The organism is Collinsella intestinalis DSM 13280 (assembly GCF_000156175.1).
GTDB classification, from domain to species: Bacteria; Actinomycetota; Coriobacteriia; order Coriobacteriales; family Coriobacteriaceae; genus Collinsella; species Collinsella intestinalis.
On the sequence record NZ_GG692710.1, the window covers coordinates 83,341 to 108,294 of the forward strand.

The 24,954-nt window shown below is 61.7% G+C and carries 24 protein-coding genes; 21 read left to right on the plus strand and 3 right to left on the minus strand.

All coding sequences use genetic code 11. The annotated features are described in order from the left end of the window. Nucleotides 1–106 precede the first annotated feature (106 nt). Together ndk and COLINT_RS00320 are read left to right on the plus strand one after the other, a co-directional pair. Nucleotides 107–514, plus strand: coding sequence for a nucleoside-diphosphate kinase (ndk, locus tag COLINT_RS00315; RefSeq protein WP_006722274.1), 408 nt, complete (start codon nt 107–109; stop codon nt 512–514). A gap of 159 nt (nt 515–673) precedes the next feature. After that, nucleotides 674–2,032, plus strand: coding sequence for an L-cysteine desulfidase family protein (locus tag COLINT_RS00320; RefSeq protein ID WP_039910437.1), 1,359 nt, complete (start codon nt 674–676; stop codon nt 2,030–2,032). 22 nt (nt 2,033–2,054) lie between these two features. On the opposite strand, the gene COLINT_RS00325 is transcribed toward COLINT_RS00320, so the two are convergent. Then, complete coding sequence (locus COLINT_RS00325) at nt 2,055–2,801, minus strand: HAD family hydrolase (RefSeq protein WP_039910181.1); 747 nt, start codon at nt 2,799–2,801, stop codon at nt 2,055–2,057. A 398-nt stretch (nt 2,802–3,199) separates the two neighbouring features. Here COLINT_RS00325 and COLINT_RS00330 point away from each other — a divergent pair, with 398 nt between their 5' ends. The 8 genes from COLINT_RS00330 to COLINT_RS00360 all read left to right on the plus strand — a co-directional run bounded on the left by COLINT_RS00330 (nt 3,200) and on the right by COLINT_RS00360 (nt 10,301). Beyond that, nucleotides 3,200–4,285 (plus strand): DUF871 domain-containing protein, encoded by a 1,086-nt coding sequence (locus tag COLINT_RS00330; protein WP_006722278.1) that lies wholly within the window; start codon nt 3,200–3,202, stop codon nt 4,283–4,285. A 96-nt stretch (nt 4,286–4,381) separates the two neighbouring features. Continuing rightward, nucleotides 4,382–5,701, plus strand: coding sequence for a 6-phospho-beta-glucosidase (locus tag COLINT_RS00335; protein ID WP_039910182.1), 1,320 nt, complete (start codon nt 4,382–4,384; stop codon nt 5,699–5,701). 197 nt (nt 5,702–5,898) lie between these two features. Next, complete coding sequence (locus tag COLINT_RS00340; protein WP_006722280.1) at nt 5,899–6,204, plus strand: PTS sugar transporter subunit IIB; 306 nt, start codon at nt 5,899–5,901, stop codon at nt 6,202–6,204. 92 nt (nt 6,205–6,296) lie between these two features. Beyond that, nucleotides 6,297–7,724, plus strand: coding sequence for a PTS sugar transporter subunit IIC (locus COLINT_RS00345; RefSeq protein WP_006722281.1), 1,428 nt, complete (start codon nt 6,297–6,299; stop codon nt 7,722–7,724). Between the two features lie 123 nt (nt 7,725–7,847). Further along, nucleotides 7,848–8,024: a hypothetical protein gene (locus COLINT_RS08405; RefSeq protein ID WP_006722282.1), complete on the plus strand. Its 177-nt coding sequence runs from the start codon at nt 7,848–7,850 to the stop codon at nt 8,022–8,024. 4 nt (nt 8,025–8,028) lie between these two features. After that, nucleotides 8,029–9,411 carry a glycoside hydrolase family 1 protein gene (locus COLINT_RS00350; protein WP_006722283.1) on the plus strand — a complete coding sequence of 461 codons (1,383 nt, stop codon included), beginning with the start codon at nt 8,029–8,031 and terminating at the stop codon, nt 9,409–9,411. Nucleotides 9,412–9,438: 27 nt separating this feature from the next. After that, a complete protein-coding gene (locus COLINT_RS00355) occupies nt 9,439–9,981 on the plus strand; it encodes a DUF3284 domain-containing protein (protein WP_006722284.1) in 543 nt (180 codons plus the stop codon). Nucleotides 9,982–9,983: 2 nt separating this feature from the next. Further along, nucleotides 9,984–10,301 (plus strand): PTS lactose/cellobiose transporter subunit IIA, encoded by a 318-nt coding sequence (locus COLINT_RS00360; protein ID WP_006722285.1) that lies wholly within the window; start codon nt 9,984–9,986, stop codon nt 10,299–10,301. 113 nt (nt 10,302–10,414) lie between these two features. On the opposite strand, the gene COLINT_RS00365 is transcribed toward COLINT_RS00360, so the two are convergent. Continuing rightward, nucleotides 10,415–11,419, minus strand: coding sequence for a LacI family DNA-binding transcriptional regulator (locus COLINT_RS00365; RefSeq protein WP_006722286.1), 1,005 nt, complete (start codon nt 11,417–11,419; stop codon nt 10,415–10,417). Nucleotides 11,420–11,703: 284 nt separating this feature from the next. Here COLINT_RS00365 and rpsA point away from each other — a divergent pair, with 284 nt between their 5' ends. The 10 genes from rpsA (at nt 11,704) to pstB (ending at nt 21,920) form a co-directional block, all read left to right on the plus strand. Continuing rightward, nucleotides 11,704–12,864, plus strand: a complete 1,161-nt coding sequence (rpsA, locus tag COLINT_RS00370) for a 30S ribosomal protein S1 (RefSeq protein ID WP_006722287.1) — start codon at nt 11,704–11,706, stop codon at nt 12,862–12,864. Between the two features lie 114 nt (nt 12,865–12,978). Then, nucleotides 12,979–13,650: an HAD hydrolase-like protein gene (locus COLINT_RS00375; protein ID WP_039910440.1), complete on the plus strand. Its 672-nt coding sequence runs from the start codon at nt 12,979–12,981 to the stop codon at nt 13,648–13,650. 119 nt (nt 13,651–13,769) lie between these two features. Beyond that, on the plus strand, nt 13,770–15,197 hold the full coding sequence (locus COLINT_RS00380; RefSeq protein ID WP_006722289.1) for a Sapep family Mn(2+)-dependent dipeptidase: 1,428 nt from the start codon (nt 13,770–13,772) through the stop codon (nt 15,195–15,197). A gap of 1 nt (nt 15,198) precedes the next feature. Continuing rightward, entirely contained in the window at nt 15,199–15,357 is a 159-nt protein-coding gene (locus COLINT_RS08410; RefSeq protein ID WP_006722290.1) for a hypothetical protein, read from the plus strand. Nucleotides 15,358–15,712: 355 nt separating this feature from the next. Further along, nucleotides 15,713–16,855, plus strand: a complete 1,143-nt coding sequence (locus tag COLINT_RS08415) for a hypothetical protein (RefSeq protein WP_156780280.1) — start codon at nt 15,713–15,715, stop codon at nt 16,853–16,855. A 223-nt stretch (nt 16,856–17,078) separates the two neighbouring features. Beyond that, a complete protein-coding gene (locus COLINT_RS00395) occupies nt 17,079–17,747 on the plus strand; it encodes a hypothetical protein (protein WP_039910184.1) in 669 nt (222 codons plus the stop codon). Between the two features lie 506 nt (nt 17,748–18,253). Continuing rightward, a complete protein-coding gene (locus COLINT_RS00400) occupies nt 18,254–19,186 on the plus strand; it encodes a phosphate ABC transporter substrate-binding protein (protein WP_039910185.1) in 933 nt (310 codons plus the stop codon). 34 nt (nt 19,187–19,220) lie between these two features. After that, nucleotides 19,221–20,132, plus strand: a complete 912-nt coding sequence (gene pstC, locus COLINT_RS00405; RefSeq protein ID WP_006722295.1) for a phosphate ABC transporter permease subunit PstC — start codon at nt 19,221–19,223, stop codon at nt 20,130–20,132. Then, the gene (pstA, locus tag COLINT_RS00410; RefSeq protein WP_006722296.1) at nt 20,125–21,090 is read left to right on the plus strand and encodes a phosphate ABC transporter permease PstA; all 966 of its coding nucleotides are present in this window, start codon (nt 20,125–20,127) and stop codon (nt 21,088–21,090) included. Before pstC ends, pstA begins: the two co-directional genes overlap by 8 nt. Further along, nucleotides 21,087–21,920, plus strand: a complete 834-nt coding sequence (gene pstB / locus COLINT_RS00415) for a phosphate ABC transporter ATP-binding protein PstB (RefSeq protein ID WP_006722297.1) — start codon at nt 21,087–21,089, stop codon at nt 21,918–21,920. Before pstA ends, pstB begins: the two co-directional genes overlap by 4 nt. A gap of 351 nt (nt 21,921–22,271) precedes the next feature. Here the strand turns inward: pstB and COLINT_RS00420 are convergent, their stop codons facing one another. Then, nucleotides 22,272–22,925: a GNAT family N-acetyltransferase gene (locus tag COLINT_RS00420; RefSeq protein ID WP_006722299.1), complete on the minus strand. Its 654-nt coding sequence runs from the start codon at nt 22,923–22,925 to the stop codon at nt 22,272–22,274. Between the two features lie 111 nt (nt 22,926–23,036). On the opposite strand from COLINT_RS00420, the gene COLINT_RS00425 reads away from it, so the two are divergent. Then, on the plus strand, nt 23,037–24,923 hold the full coding sequence (locus COLINT_RS00425) for an ABC-F family ATP-binding cassette domain-containing protein (RefSeq protein ID WP_006722300.1): 1,887 nt from the start codon (nt 23,037–23,039) through the stop codon (nt 24,921–24,923). Nucleotides 24,924–24,954: the final 31 nt, after the last annotated feature.

The window sequence follows — 24,954 nt, forward strand, 5'->3', positions numbered from 1 at the left end:
CCTTTGTCGAAATGTGGGTTTCCGCCCTTGCGCTTTGGGTACCATGGCGTAGCGAACATACAGCGCGCAAGGCGCGTTTCCAGCCCTCCCATCGAAAGGGGAACCCGTGGCAGATATCGAGAAGACCTTCATCATGATCAAGCCCGATGCCGTCCGTGACCGCAAGACGGGCCTCATCATCGACCGCATCGAGCGTTGCGGCCTCACCATTGAGAAGATGGAGAAGTGCGAGCTTGACGAGGACCTCGTCAAGGTGCATTACGCTCATCTGGCCGACAAGCCGTTCTTCGGCGACATCGTCGATTTCATGACGAGCGGCCCCGTGGTGAAGATGGTCGTGTCCGGCCTCTCCGCCGTCTCCAAGATGCGCACCCTCATGGGCGCCACCAACCCGCTCGACGCGGCCCCCGGCACGATTCGCGGCGACTTTGCCAACGACGTGAACGCGAACATCATCCACGGCTCCGATTCCCTGGAAAACGCGGCCATCGAGATCGAGCGCTTCTTCGGCTAGGTGCGACGACCGTCCAATATGCCCCCCCCTACAACGCGGTTCGGCCTTTGCGGGCCGAGCCGCGTTTCCGTGAGAAGGGCGGATGGGGCTGCTACACTTGGAGGCAGTTGAATGACACATCGAAAGGGGATCGCCGTGGATGTCAAGAACGTGAACAACATGACGCTTGAGCAGCGTGACTGCGCGCTGTGCGACCTGTTGAATTCCGAGCTGATCTGCGCGCTGGGCTGCACTGAGCCCATCGCCGTCGCATATGCCGCGGCGCTTGCCCGACTCGTGCTAGGGTGCGAGCCCGAATCGCTCGAGGTGGGTTGCTCCGGCAACATCATCAAGAACGTCAAGAGCGTCACCGTCCCCAATTCCGGTGGCATGCGCGGCGTCGAGGCCGCGGCGGTCCTCGGCGCGGTCGGCGGCGACGCCTCGGCGGCCCTCGAGGCCCTTGAGGGCGTGGGCGAGGCGGACATAGCGCGCACGCGCGACCTGCTTGCCCAGGAGGGCTACTGCGAGGTGACGCTGATCGAGGGTGTGCCGAACCTCTACATCGAGATCAAGGCGCACGCACTGGGCCATGTGGCCGAGGTCGCCATTTCCGAGCACCACACGAACGTGGTTCGCTGCGCGCGCGACGGCGTGCCCGCCAACCAGCTGTGCCCCGCCGCCCGCGGCGGTGACGTGGAGGATTCCTGCTCCGGCACCTGTGCGCTCATGAGCGCCGTGCAGTCCGCCGGCGATTCCGATGCGCCTGCCGCCAAGCCCCTCGAGGGCCTCACGCTCGACATCATCCTGGACTTCGTGGAGGGCGGCGATATCTCCGGTGCACGCGAGTCCCTCGAGCGCCAGCTCACGCTCAACACGGCCATCTCGGAGGAGGGCCTTGTCAACGAGTGGGGCGCCGAGGTGGGCCGCACGCTGCTCGCCACGCGCGGTGACGATGTGGCCTGCCGCGCCCGCGCCCGTGCTGCGGCCGGTTCCGATGCCCGTATGAGCGGCTGCGCCCTGCCCGTCGCGATCGTGTGCGGGTCGGGCAACCAGGGCATCACGTGCGCCATGCCCGTGGCGACCTACGCCGAGGAGCTCGGCATCGAGGGCGATCGCCTGTTGCGCGCGCTCGCCCTGTCCGATCTGGTGGCGATTCATGTGAAGAGCTACATCGGTGCGCTTTCGGCGTTTTGCGGCGTGGTGTGCGCAGGATGCGGTGCGGGCGCTGCCATCGAGTGGATGCGCGGCGGGTCGCGTGAGCAGGTTGGCGCCACCATCGTCAACACCCTCGGCAACGTGGGCGGTATCGTGTGCGACGGCGCCAAGGCGAGCTGCGCCGCCAAGATCTCGGCAGCTGTTGACGCCGCGATCCTCGGTGCCGATATGGCTCAGGCCGGTCGCGGTTTCCGCGCGGGCGAGGGTATCGTGATGGGCACGGTGGAGGAGACCATCGCGAGCATGGGCTACGTCGGCCGCGTGGGCATGAAGGACACCGATGTCGAGATCTTGAAGCTCATGACGGGCGAGACCCGGCTGTAAGGAGTTTGGACCCCGCGAGGGCCTATTCGCCGTTGCAGAACCGTTCTTCGATGCGGTCGAAGTCCTTGGCGAAATCGGCCATGCTGCCGTTCCACAACGCATGAGGTTGGTAGCCGGCGCCCACGTAGGCCGTTTTAAGGCCGATCGAGGGGGAGGGGAAGTCACGCTTGGGGTCGTTGCCCACCATGAGGGTCTCCTCGGGGGCGAGGCCGAGCTTGTCGAGCGAGTCGCGGTAGTAATCGGCGCTGGGCTTGACACGCGTTGAGTTCTCCCACGTGGTCACAAGTTCGAAGGGCATGTCGAGCATATCGCCCCAGCCCATACGGCATTCGATGCAGGAGCGCGAGAAGCTCGGGTTGGTGAGTAGCGCGATGCGCAAGCCATGGTCGAGCACGGTCTGCACCGCCTCGTGGGCTCCCTCGCGAGGGCGGGCGGAGATGGTCCGGTCGTTCTTCTTGGGCAGGACCTCCCGCTCGTAGAAGTCGAGCATGTCGGCGATGGCGGGCTCGAGGATGGGGATGCCGCAGCGGCGCTCGATTTCATCGGCGAAGAACTGGCGGTTGGTACGGGTGTCCCCCTGTGCGCGATCGCCGTTGTTGAGGGCGAGCATGGCCGAGCCGAGGGGGGAGAAGAGCGACACGATGGGTTTGCGGGCGACCTGCGCGAGCAAGTTCGCCTCGTCGAGCGCGAACACGCCGATGAAGGCGCTGAGATTGATGCTGAGCAGCGTGTCGTCCATGTCGAAGACGACGGCTTTGAGCTGGGGCATAGCGTCTCCTGGGTCTTGTTCTGTGTTGGGCGGGGCAAATCGGGCGTGAGGGAATCGCGCGCTCGCATTGAACCACTTGTACCCCATCGGCGTTTGTCTAGCCCTTTAAGTCTGCGAATCGGTTGCCGCTGCCTTCCCTCTTGCGGTGCTTGTCCCTGGTATATACGTCACCGTTTGCCGGAAAATTGCTACCGTTCACGGTTTCATTGAGATGGGCTTTCTAAAATTAAATCGATATAAATAGCTGGAAATACGGTAAAAATAACGTTCCTGCACAAGAATGGCCTTGTGCCCTCTCGGTCGTCTTCAAAACTTGAATCGATATAATTCAAATCGTCAAACGCACGAGATGTGTCGTGCGCGGCGACTGAAGACACGCAAAGGAAGGACGTTCTCGTATGAAGTGGGGCATTTCCCTGTATCCCGAGCATTCTACGGTCGAGCAGGATTGCTCGTACATCGAGCGTGCCGCCGCACACGGGTTCAACCGCATTTTCTCATGCTTGCTGTCGGTCGAAGGGGATCCGCAGCAGGTCAAGCGCGAGTCTGCACAGCTGACCTCTTGTGCTCATGCGAACGGCATGGAGGTCATCTTCGATGTGGCCCCCAGTGTCTTCTCCAAGCTCGGTATCTCCTACGACAATCTTTCGTTCTTCCACGAGATCGGCGCCGACGGAATCCGTCTGGATGAGCCCTTCCAGCCCAGCCAGGTGGCGGACATGACGCGCAACCCCTACGGCCTCATGATCGAGCTCAACGCCAGCTGCGCCGACGGCATCCTGCCCGCGACGCTCACGCACGACCCCGATCGCGCGCGCCTCATCTCCTGCCATAACTTCTACCCGCAGCGTTTCAGCGGTCTTGACGCCGCCTTTTTCGAGCGCGAGAGCGCCCTTGTTCGAGAATTTGGCGTGAACCTTGCCGCGTTCATCGGCATCCCTCGCGATGACGTTTTCGGTCCCTGGCCGCTCAAGGAAGGCCTCGTTACCCTCGAGTGCCATCGCGGGCTGCCGCTCGACTTCCAGGCGCGTCATCTGTCCGCTATGGGTCTCATCGACGACATCATCATCTCCAACTGTTTTGCAACCGAGGAGGAGCTCGCCTCGGTCGAGGAGATCGACCGCTCCCTCGTTCAGCTCCGCCCCGTCGTCGATCCGGGCTTGACCGACAACGAGCGCACGGTCGCCCTTTACCCCAAGCACAAGGTTCGTGGCGATTTGAGCCCGTACCTGCTGCGCAGCACTTGGTCGCGAGTCGAGTTTGCGGACCTCGACATCCCTGCGCGCCCGGTAGGCCGCGACCTTATGCGCGGCGACGTCGTGGTCGTCAACAACGCCAGCCCCCGCTACAAGGGCGAGCTGCAGCTTGTGCTCCAGGACATGCCCGACGACGGCACCCGCAATGTGGTCGGCACGCTGCCCGCTCACGAGCAGATGCTCCTGGAGTACCTGGACTCCTGGTCGCGCTTCGGCGTCCTGCTGTAGGGCAGATCGCTCCGCGCCCGCATGTTAGCGCTCGTGTGGATCATGCGGTTCGCATGGGGCGCGGCACCGAGCGCATCGAGATTGAGGAGAGGACACATGGTAGACGGCATCAAGATTGCGACTATCGGCGGCGGCTCGAGCTACACCCCCGAACTCGTCGAGGGTTTCATCAAGCGCTATGAGGACCTCCCCGTGGACGAGCTGTGGCTCGTCGACATCCCGGAAGGGGAGGAGAAGCTCCAGACCGTGGGCGCCCTCGCGCAGCGCATGGTCAAGCACGCTGGCCTGCCCACCAAGGTGATCCTCACCACCGATCGCCGCGCGGCCCTCGACGGCGCCGACTTCGTGACCTCCCAGGTCCGCATCGGCCGCCTGCCCGCCCGCGTGCTCGACGAGCGCATCCCGCTGTCCCACGGCATGCTCGGCCAGGAGACCAATGGCGCTGGCGGCATGTTCAAGGCCTTCCGCACCATCCCGGTGATCCTCGACTTCGTGCGCGAGGTCCAGGAGCTCTGTCCCAAGGCCTGGATGATCAACTTCTCCAACCCCTCGGGCATGATCGAGGAGGCCATCCTCAACTACACCGATTTCAACCGCGCCATCGGCCTGTGCAACGTGCCCATCAACATGCATGCCGGCATCGCCCGGGTCCTGGGCGTCGATGAGGACCGCCTGGAGCTCCAGCTCCAGGGCATGAACCACTTCGTGTTCGCCACCGATGTGTTCGTGGACGGCGTGTCCGTCCTCGACGAGGCTGTGGAGAAGTACGCGCACGTCTCCGAGGACGAGGCGCTCGCCATGAAGAACTTCATGTCCATCCCGTTCTCCCCGTCCTTCATCCGCGGTATCCGCGCGATCCCGTGCCCATACCACAACTATTACTTCCACACCGACGAAATGCTCACCGAGGAGCTCAAGGAGTTCGAGGAGGGCAGCGTCCGCGGCGAGGTTGTCTCGCGTCTCGAGGACGAGCTGTTCGAGATCTACCGCGATGAGAACCTCGTCATCAAGCCCAAGCAGCTCGAGCAGCGCGGCGGCGCTCGCTACAGCGACGCGGCCTGTAACCTCATCGAGTCCATCCACACCAACCGCGGCGACATCCAGTACGTCGACGTGCGCAACAACGGCTGCATCGAGGGCTTGCCCAGCGGCAGCTGTGTCGAGGTCGCCTGCCGCATCACCGCTGACGGCCCCAAGCCCCTCGCCACTGGCGAGCTCAAGCCCCGCATCGCCGGCTATGTCCAGATGATGAAGGGATTTGAGCGCATGGTCGTCGAGGCCGCCATCACCGGCGATCGCGACTTGGCAGTCGCGGCGCTTGAGATGAACCCGCTGTGCCCCTCCGACGCGCTCGCCAACGTCGTGGTCGACGAGCTTCTGGAGGCCCACAGGGAGTATCTGCCCCAGTTCGCCTAAGGCGGGCGGGGCCCCGTTCGAGCGCCGGGGCCGTGCGGCTACATCCCCCAATGGCCCGGCCCCATCGCTCGAAGCCCGATCGGGTATTCTCGCCCAGCGGCGTATCATCGTACGCGGGGTGATGAGGATATCGTGCGTCCACCTAAGACGCGACACTACGTTCCCGGAAACCCGGGAGAAGGGAAGGAGGAGAGTTCATGGTCAACATTTTGCTGTGCTGCTCCGCCGGCATGTCGACGAGCCTCATGGTCTCCAAGATGCAGAGCAACGCCGAGGAGCGTGGCATCGAGGCTACCATCTGGGCCGTTCCCGAGGCCGAGGCCGAGGCGAACGCCGAAAAGGCCGACGTCATTCTGCTTGGCCCGCAGGTGCGTTTCCTGCTGGACAAGATCCGCGCCGTCGCCGGCGGCACGCCCGTCGACGTCATCGACATGATGGCGTACGGCATGATGGATGCGCCCAAGGTCCTGGACCAGGCCATCAAGCTCATCGGCCACGAGTAAGGCCCTTCGCCGGACACGTCTCCGGCGCCGCGCGCGGGAGCGCGCATTCGCTGTAGTACTACTCATCACCCCAAGCATGAGGAGAGATTGCAATGGCTACTCCCTTGGATGGTTTCATGAACTGGATGGAGAAGCACTTCATGCCGGTTGCCCAGAAGGTCGGCAACCAGCGTCACCTCGTCGCCATCCGCGACGCGTTCATCTCCATCATGCCCGTCACCATGGCCGGTTCGGTCGCCACGCTGCTGAACGTGTTCTTCCGTGACCTGCCCAACACCTGGTGGGGCGTGGGCAACGGCTTCACCGAGGCCTGCACCCAGCTCATCAACGTCAACGTGAACGTCTTCAACGGCTCCATCTCCATTCTGGCGCTGTGCTTCGCGTTCACCCTCGGCTACCACCTCTGCAAGGCCTACGACGTGTCGCCCATCTCCGGCGGCGCCGTGTCCCTCGCCTCCGTCGTGGCCACGATGAACTTCGCCCCCAAGTTCGCCTACACCCTGCCCAAGGTTGGCGCCGACGCCGTCAAGGCGCTCGAGGCCGCCGGCCTCACCGGCCTCAACGTGACGGACGCCGGTGCGGTCACCCTGGACGTGGTCGGATCGAGCATGATCTCGACGGTGCTCACCAGCGCCACCGGCCTGTTCACCGCGCTCATCTTCGGCCTCATCTGCTCGATGATCTACATCAAGCTCATCCAGGCCAAGCTCACCATCAAGCTGCCCGACAGCGTCCCGCCCGCGGTCAACGCCGCCTTCGTGGCCATGATCCCCGGCGTGTTCGCCATCTTCACCTCCGCCGCCGTGACGCAGATCTGCGTGGTCGCCACGGGTGCCTACCCCAATGATCTCATCTCCGAGTTCATTCAGCGCCCGCTGCTTGGCATGTCCTCCGGCTTCTTCTCCGTCCTGCTCGTCCAGTTCCTGATCCAGCTGTTCTGGTTCTTCGGCATCCACGGCATGAACGTCCTCGCCCCCATTATCGAGGGTGTGTACACCCCGGCCCTACTCGAGAACCTCTCCGTCTGGGAGGCCACCCGCGACATCTCCCAGATGCCCTACATGTGGACCCGCGGCTCCTTTGACGCCTTCACCATGATGGGCGGCTCCGGCCTTACCCTCGGCCTGATCATCGCGATCCTGTTCTTCTCTAAGCGCGAGGACTCCAAGACCATCGCCAAGATCGCCGGCCCCATGGGCGTGTTCAACATCAACGAGCCCGTCATCTTCGGTATGCCGATCGTGCTGAACCCGATCTACTTCATCCCGTGGATCATCGTCCCGGTCATCACCTCCGCGATCGCGCTCGGCTTTACTTACGCCGGCATCATCCCGCCGGTCTTCATCCAGGTGCCGTGGATCATGCCCGCCGGCCTCTACGCCTTCTTCGCCACCGGCGGCAACTTCCTGGCCGCTGCCGTGGCCCTGCTGAACCTGGTCATCTCGGTTATCATCTACCTGCCCTTCGTCATCATGGCGAACAAGGAGCAGGAGAAGCAGGACGCCGAGGCCGCCGCGTAAGGCATGGGCGCGCCCTGTGCACAGCTTGACCTCGTGCGGTAAGGCTGTGCGAGGCTAGTTTCATCGGCCGCCGGTGGTCTGCGGACGCACCGGCGGCTTTTTAGAAAGGATGGGTTGCCACTCATGGGATTCAAATCGCCTTGGGCCGTGTTCATATTGGGCGTCGGCCTGTTCTTCATCGTAATGTCGAACTTTGGAGCCGAGGCGGGCTCCCCGATGAGCATCGGCCTTCTGTTCGGCGGCATCCTGGTCGTCATCGTGAGTGGCATCTACCTGTTCGTGACGAGAAAGAAGAGGTAAAACGATGGACGTAAAGTTCCCGCAGGGGTTCTACTTCGGCAGCGCCACGAGCGCTCCGCAGTCCGAGGGCGCCCACGGCATCGACCGCAAGGCCCCCGATATCTGGGACCTGTGGTTCGAGGAAGAGCACTACAAGTTCCACGGCGGTGTGGGACCGGCCGACACGTCGACGTTCTTCGAGCATTGGCGCGGGGACATCGCGCTGCTGCACGAGACGGGCCAGAACTCCTTCCGCACCTCGATCAGCTGGTCGCGCCTGCTGCCCGACCCGGAGGGTGAGCCCAATACCGAGGCCGTCGAGTTCTACCGCAACGTGTTCACCACGCTTCGCGCCGAAGGCATCGAGCCGTTCGTGAACCTGTTCCACTTCGATATGCCGGTCGTCTGCCAGGAGCGCGGCGGTTGGGAGAGCCGTAAGGTCGTGGACCTGTACGCGCGCTACGCCCGCATCGCCTTCGAGCTGTTCGGTGACGTCGTCAAGCGCTGGTACACCTTCAACGAGCCCATCGTGCACGTGGAGTGCGGCTATCTGCAGCAGTACCACTATCCGTGCAAGGTCGACCCCAAGGCAGCCGCCCAGGTCGCCTACCACACCGCGCTCGCGAGCGCCCTGGCCATCCGCACCTGCCATGAGGTCCTCCCCGACGCCAAGATCGGCATCGTGCTCAACCTCACGCCGGCCTATCCGCGCTCGGACAACCCCGCCGACGTGCGCGCCGCCCATATCGCGGAGCTCTTCGCCAACAAGAGCTTCCTCGACCCGAGCGTGCACGGTGCCTACGACCCCGAGCTGGTCGAGCTCATCCGGAAGCACGGCCTCATGCCGGTCGTCGACGAGGCCGACCTCGCCGTCATCCGCGACAACGTGGTCGACTATCTGGGCGTGAACTATTACCAGCCGCTGCGCGTGTGTGCCCGTACGAGCCTGCCCAACCCCGAGGCGCCGTTCATGCCCACGTACTACTACGACGTGTACGCCATGCCTGGTCGTCGCATGAACCCGCACCGTGGCTGGGAGATCTACCCCCACGCGCTGTACGACATCGCCATCAACCTTCGCGACAACTACGGCAACATCGAGTGGATCGTCTCCGAGAACGGCATGGGCGTCGAGGGCGAGGAGAGGTTCCGCGGGCCGGACGGCACCATCCAGGACGACTATCGCATCGACTTCATCAAGGAGCACCTGACCGAGCTCGCTCGCGGCATCGACGAGGGATCCAACTGCATTGGGTATCATCTGTGGACGTTCATCGATTGCTGGAGCTGGCTCAACGCCTACAAGAACCGTTACGGCTTGGTGGAGCTCGACCTTGAGACACAGGAGCGCCGCATCAAGAAGAGCGGCCGCTGGTACAAGCAACTCGCCGAGAACCACGGCTTCTAGTTCAGGCGTACCGCCGAAAGGAATGTCATGAAAGTGCAGGTCAAGCTCAACGTCAGCGCCGAGGAGTTCTTCGCCTCGATCACGCGCTCGGTGCTCTACGACGCCGAGCAGGCGCGCGGCAAGAAGGTCCCGGCCAAAAAGCTCAAGGCCGGGTTCACCTATCAGAAGATGCTGAACGCCAAGATTGGCGGCGCCCAGCACGTGACGACCAAGATCACGGAGTACGAGCCCCCGCTCCGTTACGCCGCGTCGGTCGCCTCGTCCAAGGGCGAGAACACCGTGCGCTACGAGCTTGACCCGGTGGAGGGGGAGCGCGCCGTCAATATCACCTACGAAGAGGGGTATGCCGGCGACAAGACCCTGAACGACCTGAACGGCAAGCTGGTGGGCTTTTTCTACGGGCCCTTCGCCAAGCGCAAGATCAAGCGCCGCCTCCGCGATATGGAGACTTACATCAAGCAGAACCCGGGTGTGGAAGCCGGTGAGGACGTCGATTGCGGCGCCGAGGCGTCCCTTCCCGGTGAAAACGAGTGTGCGGTGACGGACGCCGCCGCACAAAGCGAGGAGTAACCATGGACGATATGAACAAGATGGAAATCGCCTGCTTCGAGATCATCGCCAACGTGGGCACGGCCCGCAGCTGCTTCATCGAGGCGATCGATTTGGCAGGGGAGGGCAAGATCGAGGAGGCCGAGGCACGCGTTGCCGAGGGCGAGCAGTTCTTCTTGACCGGTCACGCCAAGCACGGCGAGATGATTAGCCAGGAGGCCGGCGGCGAGCACATCGAGCCGAGCATCATCCTCATCCACGCCGAGGACCAGCTCATGAGCGCCGAGACCTTCAAGATCTTGGCTGGCAAGTTCATCGACCTTGCCAAGAGGAAAGCCTAGCTGGGGATGCTCCCTGCGGCATCGCGCCGCCTGAAGACGGAGTTCGTCGCCCCTGCGACCGTAAACGATGGTCGCAGGGGCTTTTTCGTTGTGCCGCGCATCGCCGAAAGGGGCTAGTGCTCCTTGAGCCCGATGATGGAGGGCAGCCATGTGATGTCCTCATCGGTGTAGGTGGTGCGACCAGTGCCCAGGCGGCCGTCCTTGATCATGGAGAGGATCTCGCGTGCGGCGTTCGTGCCGATTTCGAGCGAGGGGGGGCAGACGGTCGTGATGCTTGGATGGAAGTATGTCTTGGTGTCGAGATAGTCGTAGCACGCGAAGGAGATGTCCTCCCCGATACGAAGGCCGAGTTCGCTCACTGCTTGTTGGGCGCCCTGGCCGCGTCCGTAGTTGAGGGCGAAGACGCAGTCGACGCGGTCCTTCTCGATGAGGTCCATCATATCCCGGTACCCGTATTCCCTCGAGTAGTCGCCCACGCGCACCACGGCGTTGTTGCGCGGGAGTCCCGCTTCGTCGAAGGCCTCCAGCACACCGCTCAGGCGCTCGCGGGAAACATATTCCTCCTGGATGCCGGCAATTACCCCGATGCGCGTGTGCCCGCCCTCGATCATGCGACTCGTCACCTCGTGGCAGCTTTTGCGGTTGGCTGCGAGCATATTGTCCACGTAGTGGAAGGGCAGGGGGTTGGATATGGCGATCGTGGGGATCCCGCTCTGCTCGATGAGCTTGTACGCCCGTTCGTCTTCGATCGCCTCGAAGAGGATGAGACCATCGACGCGACGGTCGATGAGGTTTTCGAGCTTGCGGATGAACACCTCGCGGTCCTCGCGGAAACCCGAGAGGATGATGTTATAGTCGTTGAGCTCCATCTCGCGTTCCACCTGCGCTACGACGCTCACGGCAAAATGGTTGAGCATGTTGTTGATGAGCAGGCCGATTGACATGCTCTGTTTGGAACGCAGGCTGCGCGCCAGGTAGTTGCTGCGATAGCCGAGCTCCTCGATGGCCGCCTCGACGCGGCTTTGGTTGGTCGCTTTGAGCTGATGGCCGTTGAGGTAGCGCGATACCGTTCCCGCGGATACGCCTGCGCGCTTTGCGACTTCCTGAATGGTGGGCACGAGGACTCCAATAACTGAATCTATTCAATTCAACTATTATGCCCGAGATGTGCCATTGGCGACAGCAACGTCGCCCCGGCCGAAAAATTTGCACGTGACGCTTGAAAACGGGGGCGTTTCAACGTACTCTAATGAACCGTGAATGTTTATAGTTCACGTCAGTATCTGTCGGCCCCCGAGATTGTTCCAAACGGTGCGCGCGCGCTGGCGGCTCGTCCGCTCTTTGCAAGCAACCATCTGCAGGTCAGGTAATCGGGGCCCCGTAGTTCGAAAGGGGTCCACCTTTGAGTGAGATTCAGAACTCGTCCATCTTCTCCCTCGACGACGTCGATACCGAGGAGATGAACAACCTCATCGACAACTCCATCACCGATTTCGATGAGGGCGACCTGGTTAACGGCACCGTTGTGAAGATCGAGCGCGACGAGGTTCTCGTCGACATCGGCTTCAAGTCCGAGGGCGTCATTCCCGTCCGCGAGCTCTCCATCCGCAAGGATGCCAACCCCGCCGACCTCGTGGCGCTGGGCGACTCCATCGAGGCGCTCGTGCTCCAGAAGGAGGACAAGGACGGTCGTCTGGTTCTCTCCAAGAAGCGCGCCGAGTACGAGCGTGCCTGGAACCGCATCGAGGAGAAGTTCAACGCCGGCGAGAACGTCGAGGGCGAGGTTATCGAGGTCGTCAAGGGCGGTCTTATCCTCGACATCGGCCTGCGCGGCTTCCTGCCCGCCTCCCTCGTTGACCTTCGCCGCGTGAAGGATCTCACCTCCTACCTCGGCACCCGCATCGAGGCTCGCGTCATCGAGATGGATCGCAACCGCAACAACGTCGTGCTCTCCCGCCGCGTTGTCCTCGAGGAGTCCCGCAAGGCCGAGCGCTCCGAGATCCTCTCCAAGCTCAAGAGCGGCATGCGCCTCAAGGGCACCGTTTCCTCCATCGTGGACTTCGGCGCCTTCGTGGATCTGGGCGGCATCGACGGCCTCATCCACATCTCCGAGCTTTCTTGGAACCACGTCAACCACCCCTCCGAGGTTGTCAAGGTCGGCCAGGAGGTCGAGGTCGAGGTGCTCGACGTCGATCTGAACCGCGAGCGCATCTCCCTCGGTCTCAAGCAGACCACCGAGGATCCGTGGCGTGCCCTGGTCAAGAAGTACCCCGTGGGCGCCATCGTCGAGGGCACCGTCACCAAGCTCGTGCCCTTTGGCGCGTTCGTCGACCTCGGTGACGGCATCGAGGGTCTCGTGCACATCTCCGAGATGGCCAACAAGCACGTGGATCAGCCTGCCCAGGTCACCGCTGTGGGCTCCAAGGTCCAGGTCAAGGTCATGGAGATCGACCTCGACCGTCGTCGCATCTCCCTGTCCATGAAGTCCGCTGCCGAGACCCTCGGCATCGAGATCGAGGTCACCCCGCTCGAGGGTGAGGAGAAGGCCGAGGACGCCGAGTAAATCTCCGGCATATCGCCTTTGAACCCTAGGTTCGCTGCAGACCCCGACGGGCATGTGTCCGCCGGGGTCTTTTTCATAAAGAAAAGGAAGTTTGGAAAGGTGCGAGTGGAGCCCATGCATGAATTCGACGGCTTGCCGATACGCGAGAGGCCTGTGGTGCTGTTCGACTTTGACGGTACGGTCGCCGATACCCAGCCGGCCATTATGCGCGCGGTGGGATCGGTCCTTTCGAATCACGGGTACGAGCTCAGCGAAGAACAGATGCTGCCTTTGATTGGGCCGCCGCTTGAGATCGGGATCAAGCTCGTCACGGATATGGGGGAGCAAGAGGTGCAGGTTGTTGCCGCCGAGTATCGCGCGCTGTTCGAGCGCACGGTCACGCCGGCCGATATTCCGCTTTTCCCGCATACCGCCGACCTTCTCGATGCGCTGGTGGCCTTTGGCAAGCGTTTGGCTGTGGCGACGTCGCGCGTCGAGGCGCCGACGTGCAAGTTGCTCGATTCCCTCGGCGTCACGCAATTCGAAGCCGTTGCGGGGCGCATCCCCGGTTTTCGCGAGACCAAGGCGGAGTCAATCGCCGCGGCGCTCGATGCCCTGGGTGCGACTAGTGCCGACGCCGTGATGGTGGGAGACCGCATGTATGACGTGCGGGGTGCCGCCGAGCTTGGGATTCCCTGTATCGGCATCTATTCGGGCGCCGCTGTCCCTTGCGAGCTCGAGGAGGCTGGCGCAGTCGCCGTATGCAAGGACATGCTCGAAGTGGGTCGCGTTTTGGGAGTGTGGTAGCCGGTGCGGCTTGCCGTTGGCGGTATTTGCGATCGGTCATTTGTCCGTGCCATCGCCTGCCGCCTGAGTTATTGGGCATAATTACTCATTGTTGAATCATCTGAGGGAAGGGAGCGCCCATGCGCGCGGATGTGATGGAGAGCGTTGAGAACTACGTTGATGAAGTCTGGGAGGATGTCGTTTCCGACATCGCCTCCCTGGTGGCATGTCCGTCCGTCGCCGATGACTCGGCGGCCGATCCGGGCGCCCCGTTCGGCAGGTCCGTGCGTGACGCGCTTGATTGCAGCTTGGGCATCGCCGAGCGCCTGGGGTACGAGGTGACCGACGATGACGGCTATGTTGGAATCGCAGACATCCCGGGCGAGCGTGAAGAGCACCTCGCCACCATCGCGCATGTCGATGTCGTTCCCGCTGGGCCCGGTTGGAATACCGACCCGTTTTCCATGGAGCGTCGCGAGGGCTGGCTGCTCGGCCGCGGTGTGATCGACGACAAGGGCCCCGCTGTCCTGTCGCTCTATGCCGGTGCGTTCTTCCTGCGTGAGGGCATCACCCCGCGCTACACGTTCCGTGCGCTGCTCGGCTGCGACGAGGAGGTGGGCATGACCGACGTCAAGCACTACCTGGCCGGTCATGAGCAGCCACTGTTCCTCTTTACCCCCGATGCCGAGTTCCCCGTGTGCAATGCCGAGAAGGGCTGCTTTGGCGGCACGTTCAAGAGCGCGAAGATCGAGAGCGGCATCATTCGCTCTTGGAGCGGCGCCGAGGCGACCAACGCCATCCCCAGCCAGTCCGAGTGCATCATCGCCGTGCCCCTGTCCGAGCTTCCCGCTCCGCAGGCGAACGCCGATCGTATCACGCTCGAGGATGCCGGCGAGGGCTGCACACGCATCTTCGCCCAGGGTATCGGCGGGCACGCCTCTCTTCCTGAGGGCACGATCAACGCCATCGCGCTCGTGGTGGGCTACTTGCACGAGGTCATGGACGCTCAGCCCGACCTGTTCGATCCCGCGGAGCGCTCCTATCTGGACCTGCTCTCCGTCGTGCATGAGGGCACGGCCGGGGAGGGGCTTGGCATCACCGCTGAGAGCGATGCCTTTGGCGCCCTCACCTGCAACGCTGGCACGATTGAGGTCGCGGACGGTCACATCCTTCAGACCATCGACGTCCGTTATCCCGACTCCACCACCTCCGATGAGATGACCATGATCTGCGGAGCCCATGCGTCGCGCTTTGGCGCGGAGTTCATCGCGGGTCGCGCCAAGGAGCCCTTCAGCGTCTCCGCTGACAGCCCGGCGGTTCGCGCCTTGCTCAACACGTACCGTGAGGTCACGGGCAAGCCCGCAGAGCCCTTCTCCATGGGCGGCGGTACCTATGCGCGCAACTTCAAGAGCGCCGTCTCGTTTGGTCCCGAGGACAACGGCCTGGAGCTCCCCGCATGGGCGGGCAGCATGCATGGCCCGAACGAGGCCGCCAACGAGCAGCTCCTGCGAGACGCCCTCAAGATGTACATCATCGCGCTCGTACGCTTGAACGAATTGGAGTTCTAGCATGGAGGCCCCGAATATCTGGGAGCAGCTCTTCTATATCGCCATTATCGTCGTGTCGATGGTGTTCGGCGGGCATCTGTACCGCAAGCGCCACGATGCTCCGAGCGCCAAGAAGGCGGGTCAGCCTGCCAAGAAGAAGTGCCCGAAAAAGAAGCACTAGCGCCCAAGTGAAGGCGGCGTCACGGTCGATCGTGACGCCGCCTTTTCATGTGTGGGACACTCGTGGGGTGCCCTTTGGGGGATGGGGCTGCAATTTGCGGCACGCCGTCTTCTTAATAATTGAGAGATGGTGTTAGGTCCTCACTGGTTGCACGATGGCACGCTGATTGAGTTTCGGAGCTGCTTTCGGCTGAGAGAATCGGTATTTGCCCCTATAGGTCATGCTGAGAGCTGTTGAGCCGAAGATTTACACCGTTTACCGATTTGATTGAAGTCTTATCTTCGAACCGCATCGGATTTGATAGCGTTCTAAATCAAGTTGCGCGCAGCAGAATGGCTCGATTGTTGGAGGCATTATGCATATTTGTGCTTTACGAAAACTCGCTCTGACTTTGATGCTGCTTATTTTGATGCTCTTTGGATTGCCGGTGTCTATGGAAGCGAGTGAGCTTCCTAGTGATGCGGTTGAAGTTACCTCTGAAGATGCAACTGGACTTGCGCAGCAATTTTTTAATGGCGTCTTCCCTGTCAATGTCGTTGCTTCCGAAGCAATAAAGCTGTATGGTCCTGATGGGTATGCGACCGGTTATGTTGTGAACGCCCTGCATGATGGGCATCCTCACGGGTACGTTGTTTACGATTTTTCTCGTGACTGGTGTATTGCAAAGTTCTCCTACAGCGAAGGAGCTAGTTTTCTTTCCGGTTTGCCCTCGTGCTATTCCGACAACGATGGATTGCGTCTAGTTGCGGTTGATGCCCTTTCTTATGCACTGCTTGATTCGAGTGGGTCTGGCGTTATGGTTGATTCCGGCGAATTGGTCTCTCTGCCTGAGGTGACCGATGTGTGGAGTACCTCAAGCGATCGTTCTTCGCGTTCATCAGATCCTACTAGTTTTGATGAGGTGTTTACAGATCACGCCACATTGTACAAGCAGGGATATAAGGTCACTTCCGCCAACGCCTTGTCTGGCTATTCCAATCCAACGCAATTGTTTGTGGAAGTGAATACCGGTCGCTATGCCTGCGAAGTGTCATCTATGTATACAATGTGTAGCTATTATGTCGACATGGGCGGCCTCAGCAATATCAAATCTCAATATATCGAGTTGTGGGACCTGTCGGATACCGAGATCTCTTCCACTACGGAAAAGGTAGTTTACGGTACGACATACGCCAAAAACGTGCCGACAGCCGTAACAGAGTTTTGCAAGCGCAGGGGAATGTCTGTGCGGGCAACATACAAAGAATTTCCTGGATGGTCATCTTTTAAACAGGCTGTCGACGACAAGCAAATGTCGGAATTTGCTGCAAATCTAAAGTCGAATGGCAATGGTCATGCAATGGCGGTTGTCGGATACCTTACTTTGAAAAACGACTATACCGGCGCGAACTATAACGCTCTGATGGTGTGCGATGGATGGGATGCTGAATTGGAAATCCTTCCATACGATGTTTCCCCATACCGTTTTCATTCTGGGGTTTTTTGCTACAAGGGTTAGGATTGCAATGAAGCGTGGTTGTCGAACCGCCGTGTTGCTGCTTGTCATGTGCATCGCGATCTTCGTTGCCTGGCATATTTGGCGGGCTAATTATTATAGATTTAACCCTAATGGGCCTGGGGTGAGTCAGGATTACATAGAGGAACACGATCTTCCAAAGGATTTCAATACTCCAAGGTATGTGCTTCCCTGAGGTTGTTCTCCAAATTCTGAGGAGGTAATTATGAAAAACGTTCTAATCAATAGGCGACAGTTTGTTAATGCTGCCCTTATCGTACCATCGGTGGCGTCATGTGTCATGAAGGGTGGCGTTAACGGTGCGGGAGCCCGTGCTTTGGCCGAACATCCAAGGGTTGCTCTTTCTGCAAGAATCTGTGATGTGGCTGATGGGAAAGAGATTGCAAGTGAGTGCAGGACATTCGTTCCCGAGATGGAAGCTGGAGGATTGAACCTTTTTTCCTATGGCGCCAATCAATCGCGCGCGGAGTGCGGCATTGTTGTGACGGGCGGTCTAAGTTTGGAAGATATTGCAAAGGGTCAGTTCTCTGAAATTGTAAAAGAGAGCGATGATACATCTGATTTAATCTATCGGATTCGCTTGGGTGTTTCATGGGAGAACGGCAAAGAGGCAGTTCGAATAGAGTTCGGAGAGTTCCAATTGGCGCAGAAGAACCCTCTTGTCAGTTTTTCAAATTCCTGGTGCGCGCTATCCCAAGCTGGGGAAACGATTCAGGAGCTGTTTAATGGAAAGCAGAAAATGATTGAAACGAATTGGGACTTCGTCCCCTTCGATCCTCAGCGGGATATTTATGGAGCTGCTACCGGAGCTTTGCTCAGTAATTTGATGACGGGGGAGAGCTTTGTCGTTACATATGAGTGCCTCCTGGAGTGATTAAGAGCCTAAGGTTTTAGACCACCGAACAAAATGGGTTATTGACCTTGGACTGCCTCCCATTTCTTGGACAGAAAACTACTGTCCGGGTAATGGGAGGCTTATTTCAAGCCGAAATACGACAGAGCATTCCGCGAGAGGAGATATTTTGCCTTCTAGTGCCGTGACTGGAAAAGCAGGCTATCAGGGCGATGCGGGGACTTGCGTATGGCGCTGGTCGAATGGAAGGGACGTTGGGCACATGGGAATTAGAGGTGCCCAATTGGGTCAAATCGAAAGACATTCCATGTGATGTAAGCCGCTTGTAAGGCGGGTCAAAGCACGTGGTAATGCTCGGTCAGAGTGCCGTAAGAGACGGCGAACGAGGGCGGATGGGCGGCGAGCGCGCGGTATCGTGCTTGCCGTACGACGGATGGGGCCCGAACACGCCTCATGGGGATGAAGATGGACCCCAGTTTTTCCGTCCGGCGCGAAATCACGCCGATGTTGCTCTCGAAGGGAGAACCATGTTCGATTATTCCTGCTCTCGTCGCTCCTTCCTCGGCCTTGCCGGCGGTGTCGCCGCCGTGGCCGGTCTCGGCCTGGCTGGCTGCGGTGGCTCTGAGGCCCCTGCCGCTGGTTCCGCCGATGCCGCCGCGGGCGTCGTGGGCGAGGTCACCTACGACGGCGCCTCCTCCTTCCAGGCCCTCGTCGAGGCTGCGGCCGAGCAGTTCATGAACGAGAACCCCGACTGCGTCATCTCCGGCTCCGGCAACGGCTCCGGCGCCGGCCTCACCGCCGTGTCCTCCGGCACCGTGACCATCGGCAACTCCGATGTCTTCGCCGAGACCAAGCTCGACGCCGATGCCGCCGCCAAGCTCGTCGACCACGAGGTCGCCGTCGTGGGTATGGGCCCGATTGTCTCCAAGAACGTCACCGTCGATGACCTGACCCTCGAGCAGCTCAAGGGCATCTTCGGCGGCACCATCACCAACTGGAGCGAGGTCGGTGGCGAGGACGCCGAGATCGTCGTCGTCAACCGCAAGGAGGGCTCCGGCACCCGTGCCACCTTCGAGGCCGCCGTCTTCGGCGAGGAGAAGAACACCTACAAGCCCGCCCAGCCCGAGCAGGACAAGTCCGGCGACGTCCAGACCCTGATGGGTTCCACCGACAACGCCATCTCCTACATCGACTTCTCCCACTTCGATGACTCCAAGTTCACCGCCATCAAGGTCGGCGGCGTGGAGCCCGCGAGCGAGAACGTCCTCGACAACTCCTTCCCGATTTGGGCCACCGAGCACATGTACTGCGCCAAGGACGCCGATGACGCCACCAAGGCTTTCCTCGAGTACATGCTCTCCGATGACGTCCAGGCCGAGCTCGTTGCCGAGCAGGGCTTCATCCCGGTCTCCAAGATGGCCGTGGTGAAGGACGCGAACGGCGTCGTCACCGAGAAGTAAGACCCTCTTCACATATCCTTTCGAAAGGTGCGTCATGGCAAAACAGATGCCCAAGCGCAACCTTGAGAAGGTCGGTTTTGGTGTCACGGGCGCGTGCGTCGCGCTCGTGACATTGCTGGTCCTCGCGCTTATCGTCATGGTCGCGCAAAAGGGCCTCTCCACCTTCTTCAAGGACGGCGTGGACCTCGTCGGCTTCTTCACCGGGACCGATTGGAGCCTTGCCAACATAGATCCCGAGACCGGTCTGCCGCAGACCGGGGCGTTGCCGCTCATCGTCACGTCGTTCGCGGTCACGCTGCTGTCGACCGCCATCGCGCTGCCCATCGCCATCGGGTCGGCGATCTTTGCGGTCGAGATTCGCCCGGACTTCGGCAAGAAGATCTTCCAGCCGCTCGTCGAGCTGCTCGTGGGTATTCCCTCCGTCGTGTTCGGCCTCATCGGCTTCCACGTGGTCGTCGCCGCCTGCAAGGCCATCTTCGGCACGCAGACCGGCATGGGCATCCTGCCCGGCGCCGTCGTGCTGGCCATCATGATCTTGCCGACGGTGACCACACTTTCCATGGACGCCCTGCGCGCCGTGCCCGATGGCTATCGCCAGGGTTCGCTCGCGCTCGGATACACGCGCTGGCAGACCATTCGCCACGTCGTGATCAAGTCCGCGATGCCCTCCCTCATGACCGCGGTCATTCTCGGCATGACGCGCGCCTTCGGCGAGACGCTCGCGGTCCGCATGGTTATCGGTGGTGCCGAGGTCATGCCGCTGTCTTTGCTGTCTCCGGCCTCGACCATCACCACGACCCTCACCACCAGCATGGCGATCTACGCCGACGGCTCGGTGCAGAAGGACGTGCTGTGGTCTCTTGGCCTGTTGCTGATGGGCATGTCGCTCATCTTTATCCTGATCATCCATATGATTGGCAAGAAGGGGGCGAAGTCCCGTGGCTGATAAGCGCACCACCACTCAGGCACCTGCTTCCGGTGCACCCCGCCCGCTCGCCATCGACGAGGGCCACATCCTGCGCGCCCAGCGCGGCGACCGCATCGCCACCGCCGTTTTGACCGGCATCGCGTGCTTCGTCATGCTCATCGTCGTGTCGATGGTGGCCTATATCCTCTACGAGGGCCTCTCCACCCTGCTGACCCCGGGCTTCCTCACGCAGCCGAGCCGTTCCAACGGCGCGGCCGGCGGCGTTGCCTATCAGCTGTTCGACTCCTTCTACCTGCTTGTCATCACGCTGCTGATCTCGGTGCCGGTGAGCCTTGGGGCCGCGGTGTTCCTCACCGAGTACGCTCCGGACGGCCCTATCACCGCGATTGCGAGCACGGCCATCGAGACCCTGTCCTCGCTGCCGTCCATCGTCGTTGGCATGTTCGGCTTCCTCGTGTTCTCCGTGAACTTCGGTTGGAAGTACTCGATCATTTCCGGTGCCGTGGCGCTCACCATGTTCAATATCCCGATTCTGGTGCGCGTTATCCAGCAGGCGCTCGAGGACGTGCCCCAGCACCAGCGCGACGCATGCTTGGCCATGGGCCTTACGCGTTGGGAGGCCACGGTTCACGTGCTCATCCCGGCTGCCATGCCCGCCATCGTCACGGGCGTCGTGCTCTCCGCCGGCCGCGTGTTCGGTGAGGCCGCGGCCTTGCTGTTCACCTCCGGCATGTCGAGCCCGGTGCGCCTGAACTTCCTCACGCTCAACTTCTCCAGCCCCACGTGCGCCTGGAACATCTTCCGCCCCGGCGAGTCGCTCGCGGTGCACATCTACAAGATCTACGGCGAGGGCAGCCCCGAGGCCCAGCATATCGTGTGGGGAACCGCCGCCTTGCTGATGATCTGCGTGCTTCTGTTCAACGTGCTCTCCCGCCTCGCGGGCAAGGCCCTGGCAAAAAGGATGACCGCCGAATGAGTGAAGTGATTACGGGCGAGACCGCCATGGACCAGGTGGTCATCGGCACCGCCGCCGCCGAGATGGCCCCCACCTCCGAGGTCGTGCTCGAGACGCATGGCGTCAACGTCTATTACGGCTCGAACCATGCGCTGCACGATACCTCGCTGGCGTTTCACAAGGGTGAGATCACCGCGTTGATCGGCCCGTCCGGCTGCGGCAAGTCCACGCTCCTGCGCAGCTTGAACCTCATGAATCGCGAGATCAAGGGTTGCCGCGTCGAGGGCGAGATCATCTACGACGGGCGCAACATCAACACGCGCGAGGAGAACCTCTACGACCTGCGCCGTTCGATCGGCATGGTGTTCCAGCAGCCGAACCCGTTCCACAAGACGATCTACGAGAACATCGTGTTCGCGCCCAAGCGCCACGGCCTGCGTGGCAAGGAGAATCTCGATGCCTTGGTCGAGGAGTCTCTGCGCGGCGCCGCCCTGTGGGACGAGGTTAAGGACAAGTTGAACCAGAGTGCATTTTCGCTCTCCGGTGGTCAGCAGCAACGTCTGTGCATCGCCCGTACGCTCGCCATGCATCCGGACGTCATCCTGTTCGACGAGCCCTGCTCGGCCCTCGACCCGATCTCGACCCTGGCGATCGAGGAGCTCATGCAGAGCGTGGTCAAAGAGCGCGCCATCGTGATTGTGACGCACAACATGGAGCAAGCGAGCCGCGTGTCCAACCGCACCGCTTTCTTCTACATGGGCGACATGGTTGAGTGCGGCGAGACCGACCAGATCTTCCAGCGCCCCAAGGATAAGCGCCTGAACGATTACCTTACGGGTATGTTCTCGTAGGGGGGCAATCAGCCCGTCCGCTCGAGGCGGCGGGCATAATTCCTCCAGGCGTGGTTCGCCTTCGGCATCACAAAAACGCCTTGCGGAAATATGCCCCCGCCTCGAGCTACGTTCATTTGATTTCAAAGTCGCAGCCAGGTAAAGGTCCGGTTGTGCGTTCGGGGTGGGATACGAGCTTGCCCATGAACGCGTGCTCGAAGCCAGCTGCAACCGAGTGTCGGCTCGGACAGGACCATATAAGGTCCGTCGCGAGTTCCGCACGCAAAGAAGGCCCCGGTGGGGCCTTCGTCTTGCGCAGGACTGTTTGAGCAGCGGACCTTATGTAGTCCTGTCCGAGCTGTTGGGTATCCGTTACGCTTCGTCGCCGTACATGTACACCGTGAACCCGTCGCCCGTATCCTGGCTGTGGTCCTCCGCGATGCGAGTCATGCCGATATGGTCGTAGAAATGCCAATCGGACTCGCTGTCGGTCATGAGGAAGAACTTGGTGCAACCGGCTTCCCGAATCGCGGTGCGGGCGCGTCGCAGCAGCTCTCCTCCCAGGCCCTTGCCCTGGAATTCGGGACGGATGATGAGCAGGTTGATCTGCGCCTGCGCGAACTCGTTGCCCGTGGCGGCAAAACGGTCGGCCGTGGCCTTCTCACGCGTGTCGCCGAACAGGCAGCCGGCCAGGCGCTCGTCGCCGCCTTGCTCGAGGCGCGCGGTCGCCTGTGCCAACAGGTCCTCGTAGCGCTCGTGCCAATACTCGTTCACGCGCGGCTTGCCATCGTCGAACACGCCGACGCAGCACAGGGCGATCGGCTTGCCGCCCGCTTCCGCGACGATCGTGATGGGGGAGCGGTTGAGCTGCATGGAGATGTTGTACCGCCCGGCCAACATGGCGTCTTCAAAGTCGCCGCGGTTGCGGAGGCTGTTGGTCCACAGCGTGCAGTACAGGTCGGCGAATTCGTCCAGGTCCTCGTGGCATGCGGCGCGGAACGTGAACTCGCCGGGGTTGATGGTCATGGGATCCTCCTATCGATGACAACGCTATAGCTTCTACCCATACGCGCTGCTCGGTAGTATGGACGGCTGGTAAGATGAAGGGCTGTGCAAAGATAAGCGAGGAGCGTTGATATGGCCATTCTGCTCGGCTGCGACAGCGTGCATCTGGAGTTTCCTACCAAGTTGATCGCCCAGGACGTGACCCTGGGCGTCAATGAGGGCGACCGTATCGGCATCGTCGGCAAGAACGGCGACGGCAAGTCGAGCTTGCTCGGCGTGCTTTCCGGGGCGGTTCCGCCGGACGCGGGGCGCGTGACGCGCCGCCGCGATGTGACGGTCGGCGTGCTCGGGCAGCGCGATGCGCTCGACAGCGCCTCCACGGTGCATAGGGCCGTGGTGGGCGATCTTCCCGAGTACGAGTGGGCCGCGAGCCCGCGCGTCCGTCAGATCCTGGACGGCCTCATCGCGGATGTGCCCTGGGAGGGCCTGGTGGGGGAGCTGTCCGGTGGCCAGCGCCGCCGTGTGGACCTGGCGCGCCTGCTCATCGGGGACTATGACGTCCTGATGTTGGACGAGCCCACCAATCATCTGGACATGCGCACCATCAACTGGCTCGCCGAACATCTCAAGTCCCGTTGGCAGCGCGGCAATGGCGCCATGCTCGTCGTCACGCACGACCGCTGGTTCCTCGACGAGGTCTGCACCTCCATGTGGGAGGTGCACGACGGCTGCGTCGATCCGTTCGAGGGCGGCTACTCCGCCTATATCCTGCAGCGTGTCGAGCGCGATCGCATGGCCGCTGTGACTGAGGAGCGCCGCCGGAACATGGCGCGCAAGGAGCTCGCATGGCTCTCGCGCGGTGCGCAGGCGCGAAGCACCAAGCCGAAATTCCGCGTCGAGGCGGCACGCGAGCTCATTGCCGACGTTCCTCCCGTGCGCAACGAACTCGAGCTGAAGCGCCTCGCGGTGAGCCGCTTGGGCAAGCAGGTCATCGATGTGATCGACGTCGATGCGGGATATGAGAACGGTGCGGTGGAGGACGGGTCTGGCGCTCCCGCGTCCCCACGTCCCGTGCTCTCGGATGTGACGTGGCTCATCGGCGCCGGCGACCGGTACGGTCTGTTGGGCGAGAACGGCGCGGGCAAGACCACGCTGCTCAACGTCATCCAGGGCAAGCTCAGCCCTCGCCGCGGTCGGGTGAAGATCGGGTCCACGGTGCGCTTCGGCGTTCTCTCCCAGCAGCTCGATGAGCTGAAGCCCGTCGAGAACGATGCGATTCGAGAGGTGCTCGCCCGTGGCAAGCGCTATGTGATGGTGGAGGGCAAGGAAACGAGCCCCGAGAAGCTCCTTGAGCGCCTTGGCTTCACGCAGCAACAGATGTGGAGCCGCATCAAGGATCTTTCCGGTGGTCAGAAGCGCCGCCTGTCTCTGCTGCTCACTATTTTGGAGGAGCCTAACGTGCTCATCCTGGACGAGCCCGGCAACGACTTGGATACGGATATGCTCGCGCTCGTGGAGGACCTGCTGGACAGTTGGCCCGGAACGCTCATCCTGGTCACGCACGACCGCTTCCTCATGGAGCGCGTGACCGACCAGCAGTGGGCGCTCATCGGCGGTACCCTGCGACACGTGCCGGGTGGCGTGGATGAGTATCTCCGGTTGACGGAGGGCTTGAGCGCGGGCGGCTCCGCGCGTCCTCAGGCCCCCGGATTCAACGGCGGTCAGGGGGGTGACCCCAATCTTTCGAACGTCCCGCAGACGGGCGCTCAGGGTCCTCGGAACGGGCTCTCGAATGCGGAGCGTCAGCGCCTAAAAAAGGAGGTCGCCTCCCTCGAGCGCAAGATGGAGACGCGTCGCGCCAAGGTCGAGGAGCTGGAGCGGGGGATGTTCGGCATCGATCCCACCGACTTTGCCGCGCTCGCCGCTCAGCAGGATGCCGTCGCTGCCGCTCGCGACGAGCTCGACGAGCTCGAGATGGCATGGCTCGAGGCGAGCGAGCGCCTAGAGACCTCAATTTAGGGACAGTCCTTTTTTGAGGTTGAAAATGAGC

Excerpts from the sequence above, each read along its gene's own strand:
- COLINT_RS00350 (WP_006722283.1), top strand. The coding sequence starts at position 8,029 with ATGGACGTAAAGTTCCCGCAGGGGTTCTACTTCGGCAGCGCCACGAGC.
- COLINT_RS00360 (WP_006722285.1), top strand. The coding sequence starts at position 9,984 with ATGGACGATATGAACAAGATGGAAATCGCCTGCTTCGAGATCATCGCC.
- COLINT_RS00330 (WP_006722278.1), top strand. The coding sequence starts at position 3,200 with ATGAAGTGGGGCATTTCCCTGTATCCCGAGCATTCTACGGTCGAGCAG.
- COLINT_RS00380 (WP_006722289.1), top strand. The coding sequence starts at position 13,770 with ATGCGCGCGGATGTGATGGAGAGCGTTGAGAACTACGTTGATGAAGTC.
- pstB (WP_006722297.1), top strand. The coding sequence starts at position 21,087 with ATGAGTGAAGTGATTACGGGCGAGACCGCCATGGACCAGGTGGTCATC.
- COLINT_RS00375 (WP_039910440.1), top strand. The coding sequence starts at position 12,979 with ATGCATGAATTCGACGGCTTGCCGATACGCGAGAGGCCTGTGGTGCTG.
- COLINT_RS00395 (WP_039910184.1), top strand. The coding sequence starts at position 17,079 with ATGAAAAACGTTCTAATCAATAGGCGACAGTTTGTTAATGCTGCCCTT.
- COLINT_RS00420 (WP_006722299.1), bottom strand. The coding sequence starts at position 22,925 with ATGACCATCAACCCCGGCGAGTTCACGTTCCGCGCCGCATGCCACGAG.
- COLINT_RS00355 (WP_006722284.1), top strand. The coding sequence starts at position 9,439 with ATGAAAGTGCAGGTCAAGCTCAACGTCAGCGCCGAGGAGTTCTTCGCC.
- COLINT_RS00325 (WP_039910181.1), bottom strand. The coding sequence starts at position 2,801 with ATGCCCCAGCTCAAAGCCGTCGTCTTCGACATGGACGACACGCTGCTC.
- COLINT_RS00340 (WP_006722280.1), top strand. The coding sequence starts at position 5,899 with ATGGTCAACATTTTGCTGTGCTGCTCCGCCGGCATGTCGACGAGCCTC.
- COLINT_RS00335 (WP_039910182.1), top strand. The coding sequence starts at position 4,382 with ATGGTAGACGGCATCAAGATTGCGACTATCGGCGGCGGCTCGAGCTAC.
- pstC (WP_006722295.1), top strand. The coding sequence starts at position 19,221 with ATGGCAAAACAGATGCCCAAGCGCAACCTTGAGAAGGTCGGTTTTGGT.
- COLINT_RS00320 (WP_039910437.1), top strand. The coding sequence starts at position 674 with ATGACGCTTGAGCAGCGTGACTGCGCGCTGTGCGACCTGTTGAATTCC.
- COLINT_RS08405 (WP_006722282.1), top strand. The coding sequence starts at position 7,848 with ATGGGATTCAAATCGCCTTGGGCCGTGTTCATATTGGGCGTCGGCCTG.
- COLINT_RS00345 (WP_006722281.1), top strand. The coding sequence starts at position 6,297 with ATGGCTACTCCCTTGGATGGTTTCATGAACTGGATGGAGAAGCACTTC.
- COLINT_RS08410 (WP_006722290.1), top strand. The coding sequence starts at position 15,199 with ATGGAGGCCCCGAATATCTGGGAGCAGCTCTTCTATATCGCCATTATC.
- COLINT_RS08415 (WP_156780280.1), top strand. The coding sequence starts at position 15,713 with ATGCATATTTGTGCTTTACGAAAACTCGCTCTGACTTTGATGCTGCTT.
- COLINT_RS00425 (WP_006722300.1), top strand. The coding sequence starts at position 23,037 with ATGGCCATTCTGCTCGGCTGCGACAGCGTGCATCTGGAGTTTCCTACC.
- COLINT_RS00400 (WP_039910185.1), top strand. The coding sequence starts at position 18,254 with ATGTTCGATTATTCCTGCTCTCGTCGCTCCTTCCTCGGCCTTGCCGGC.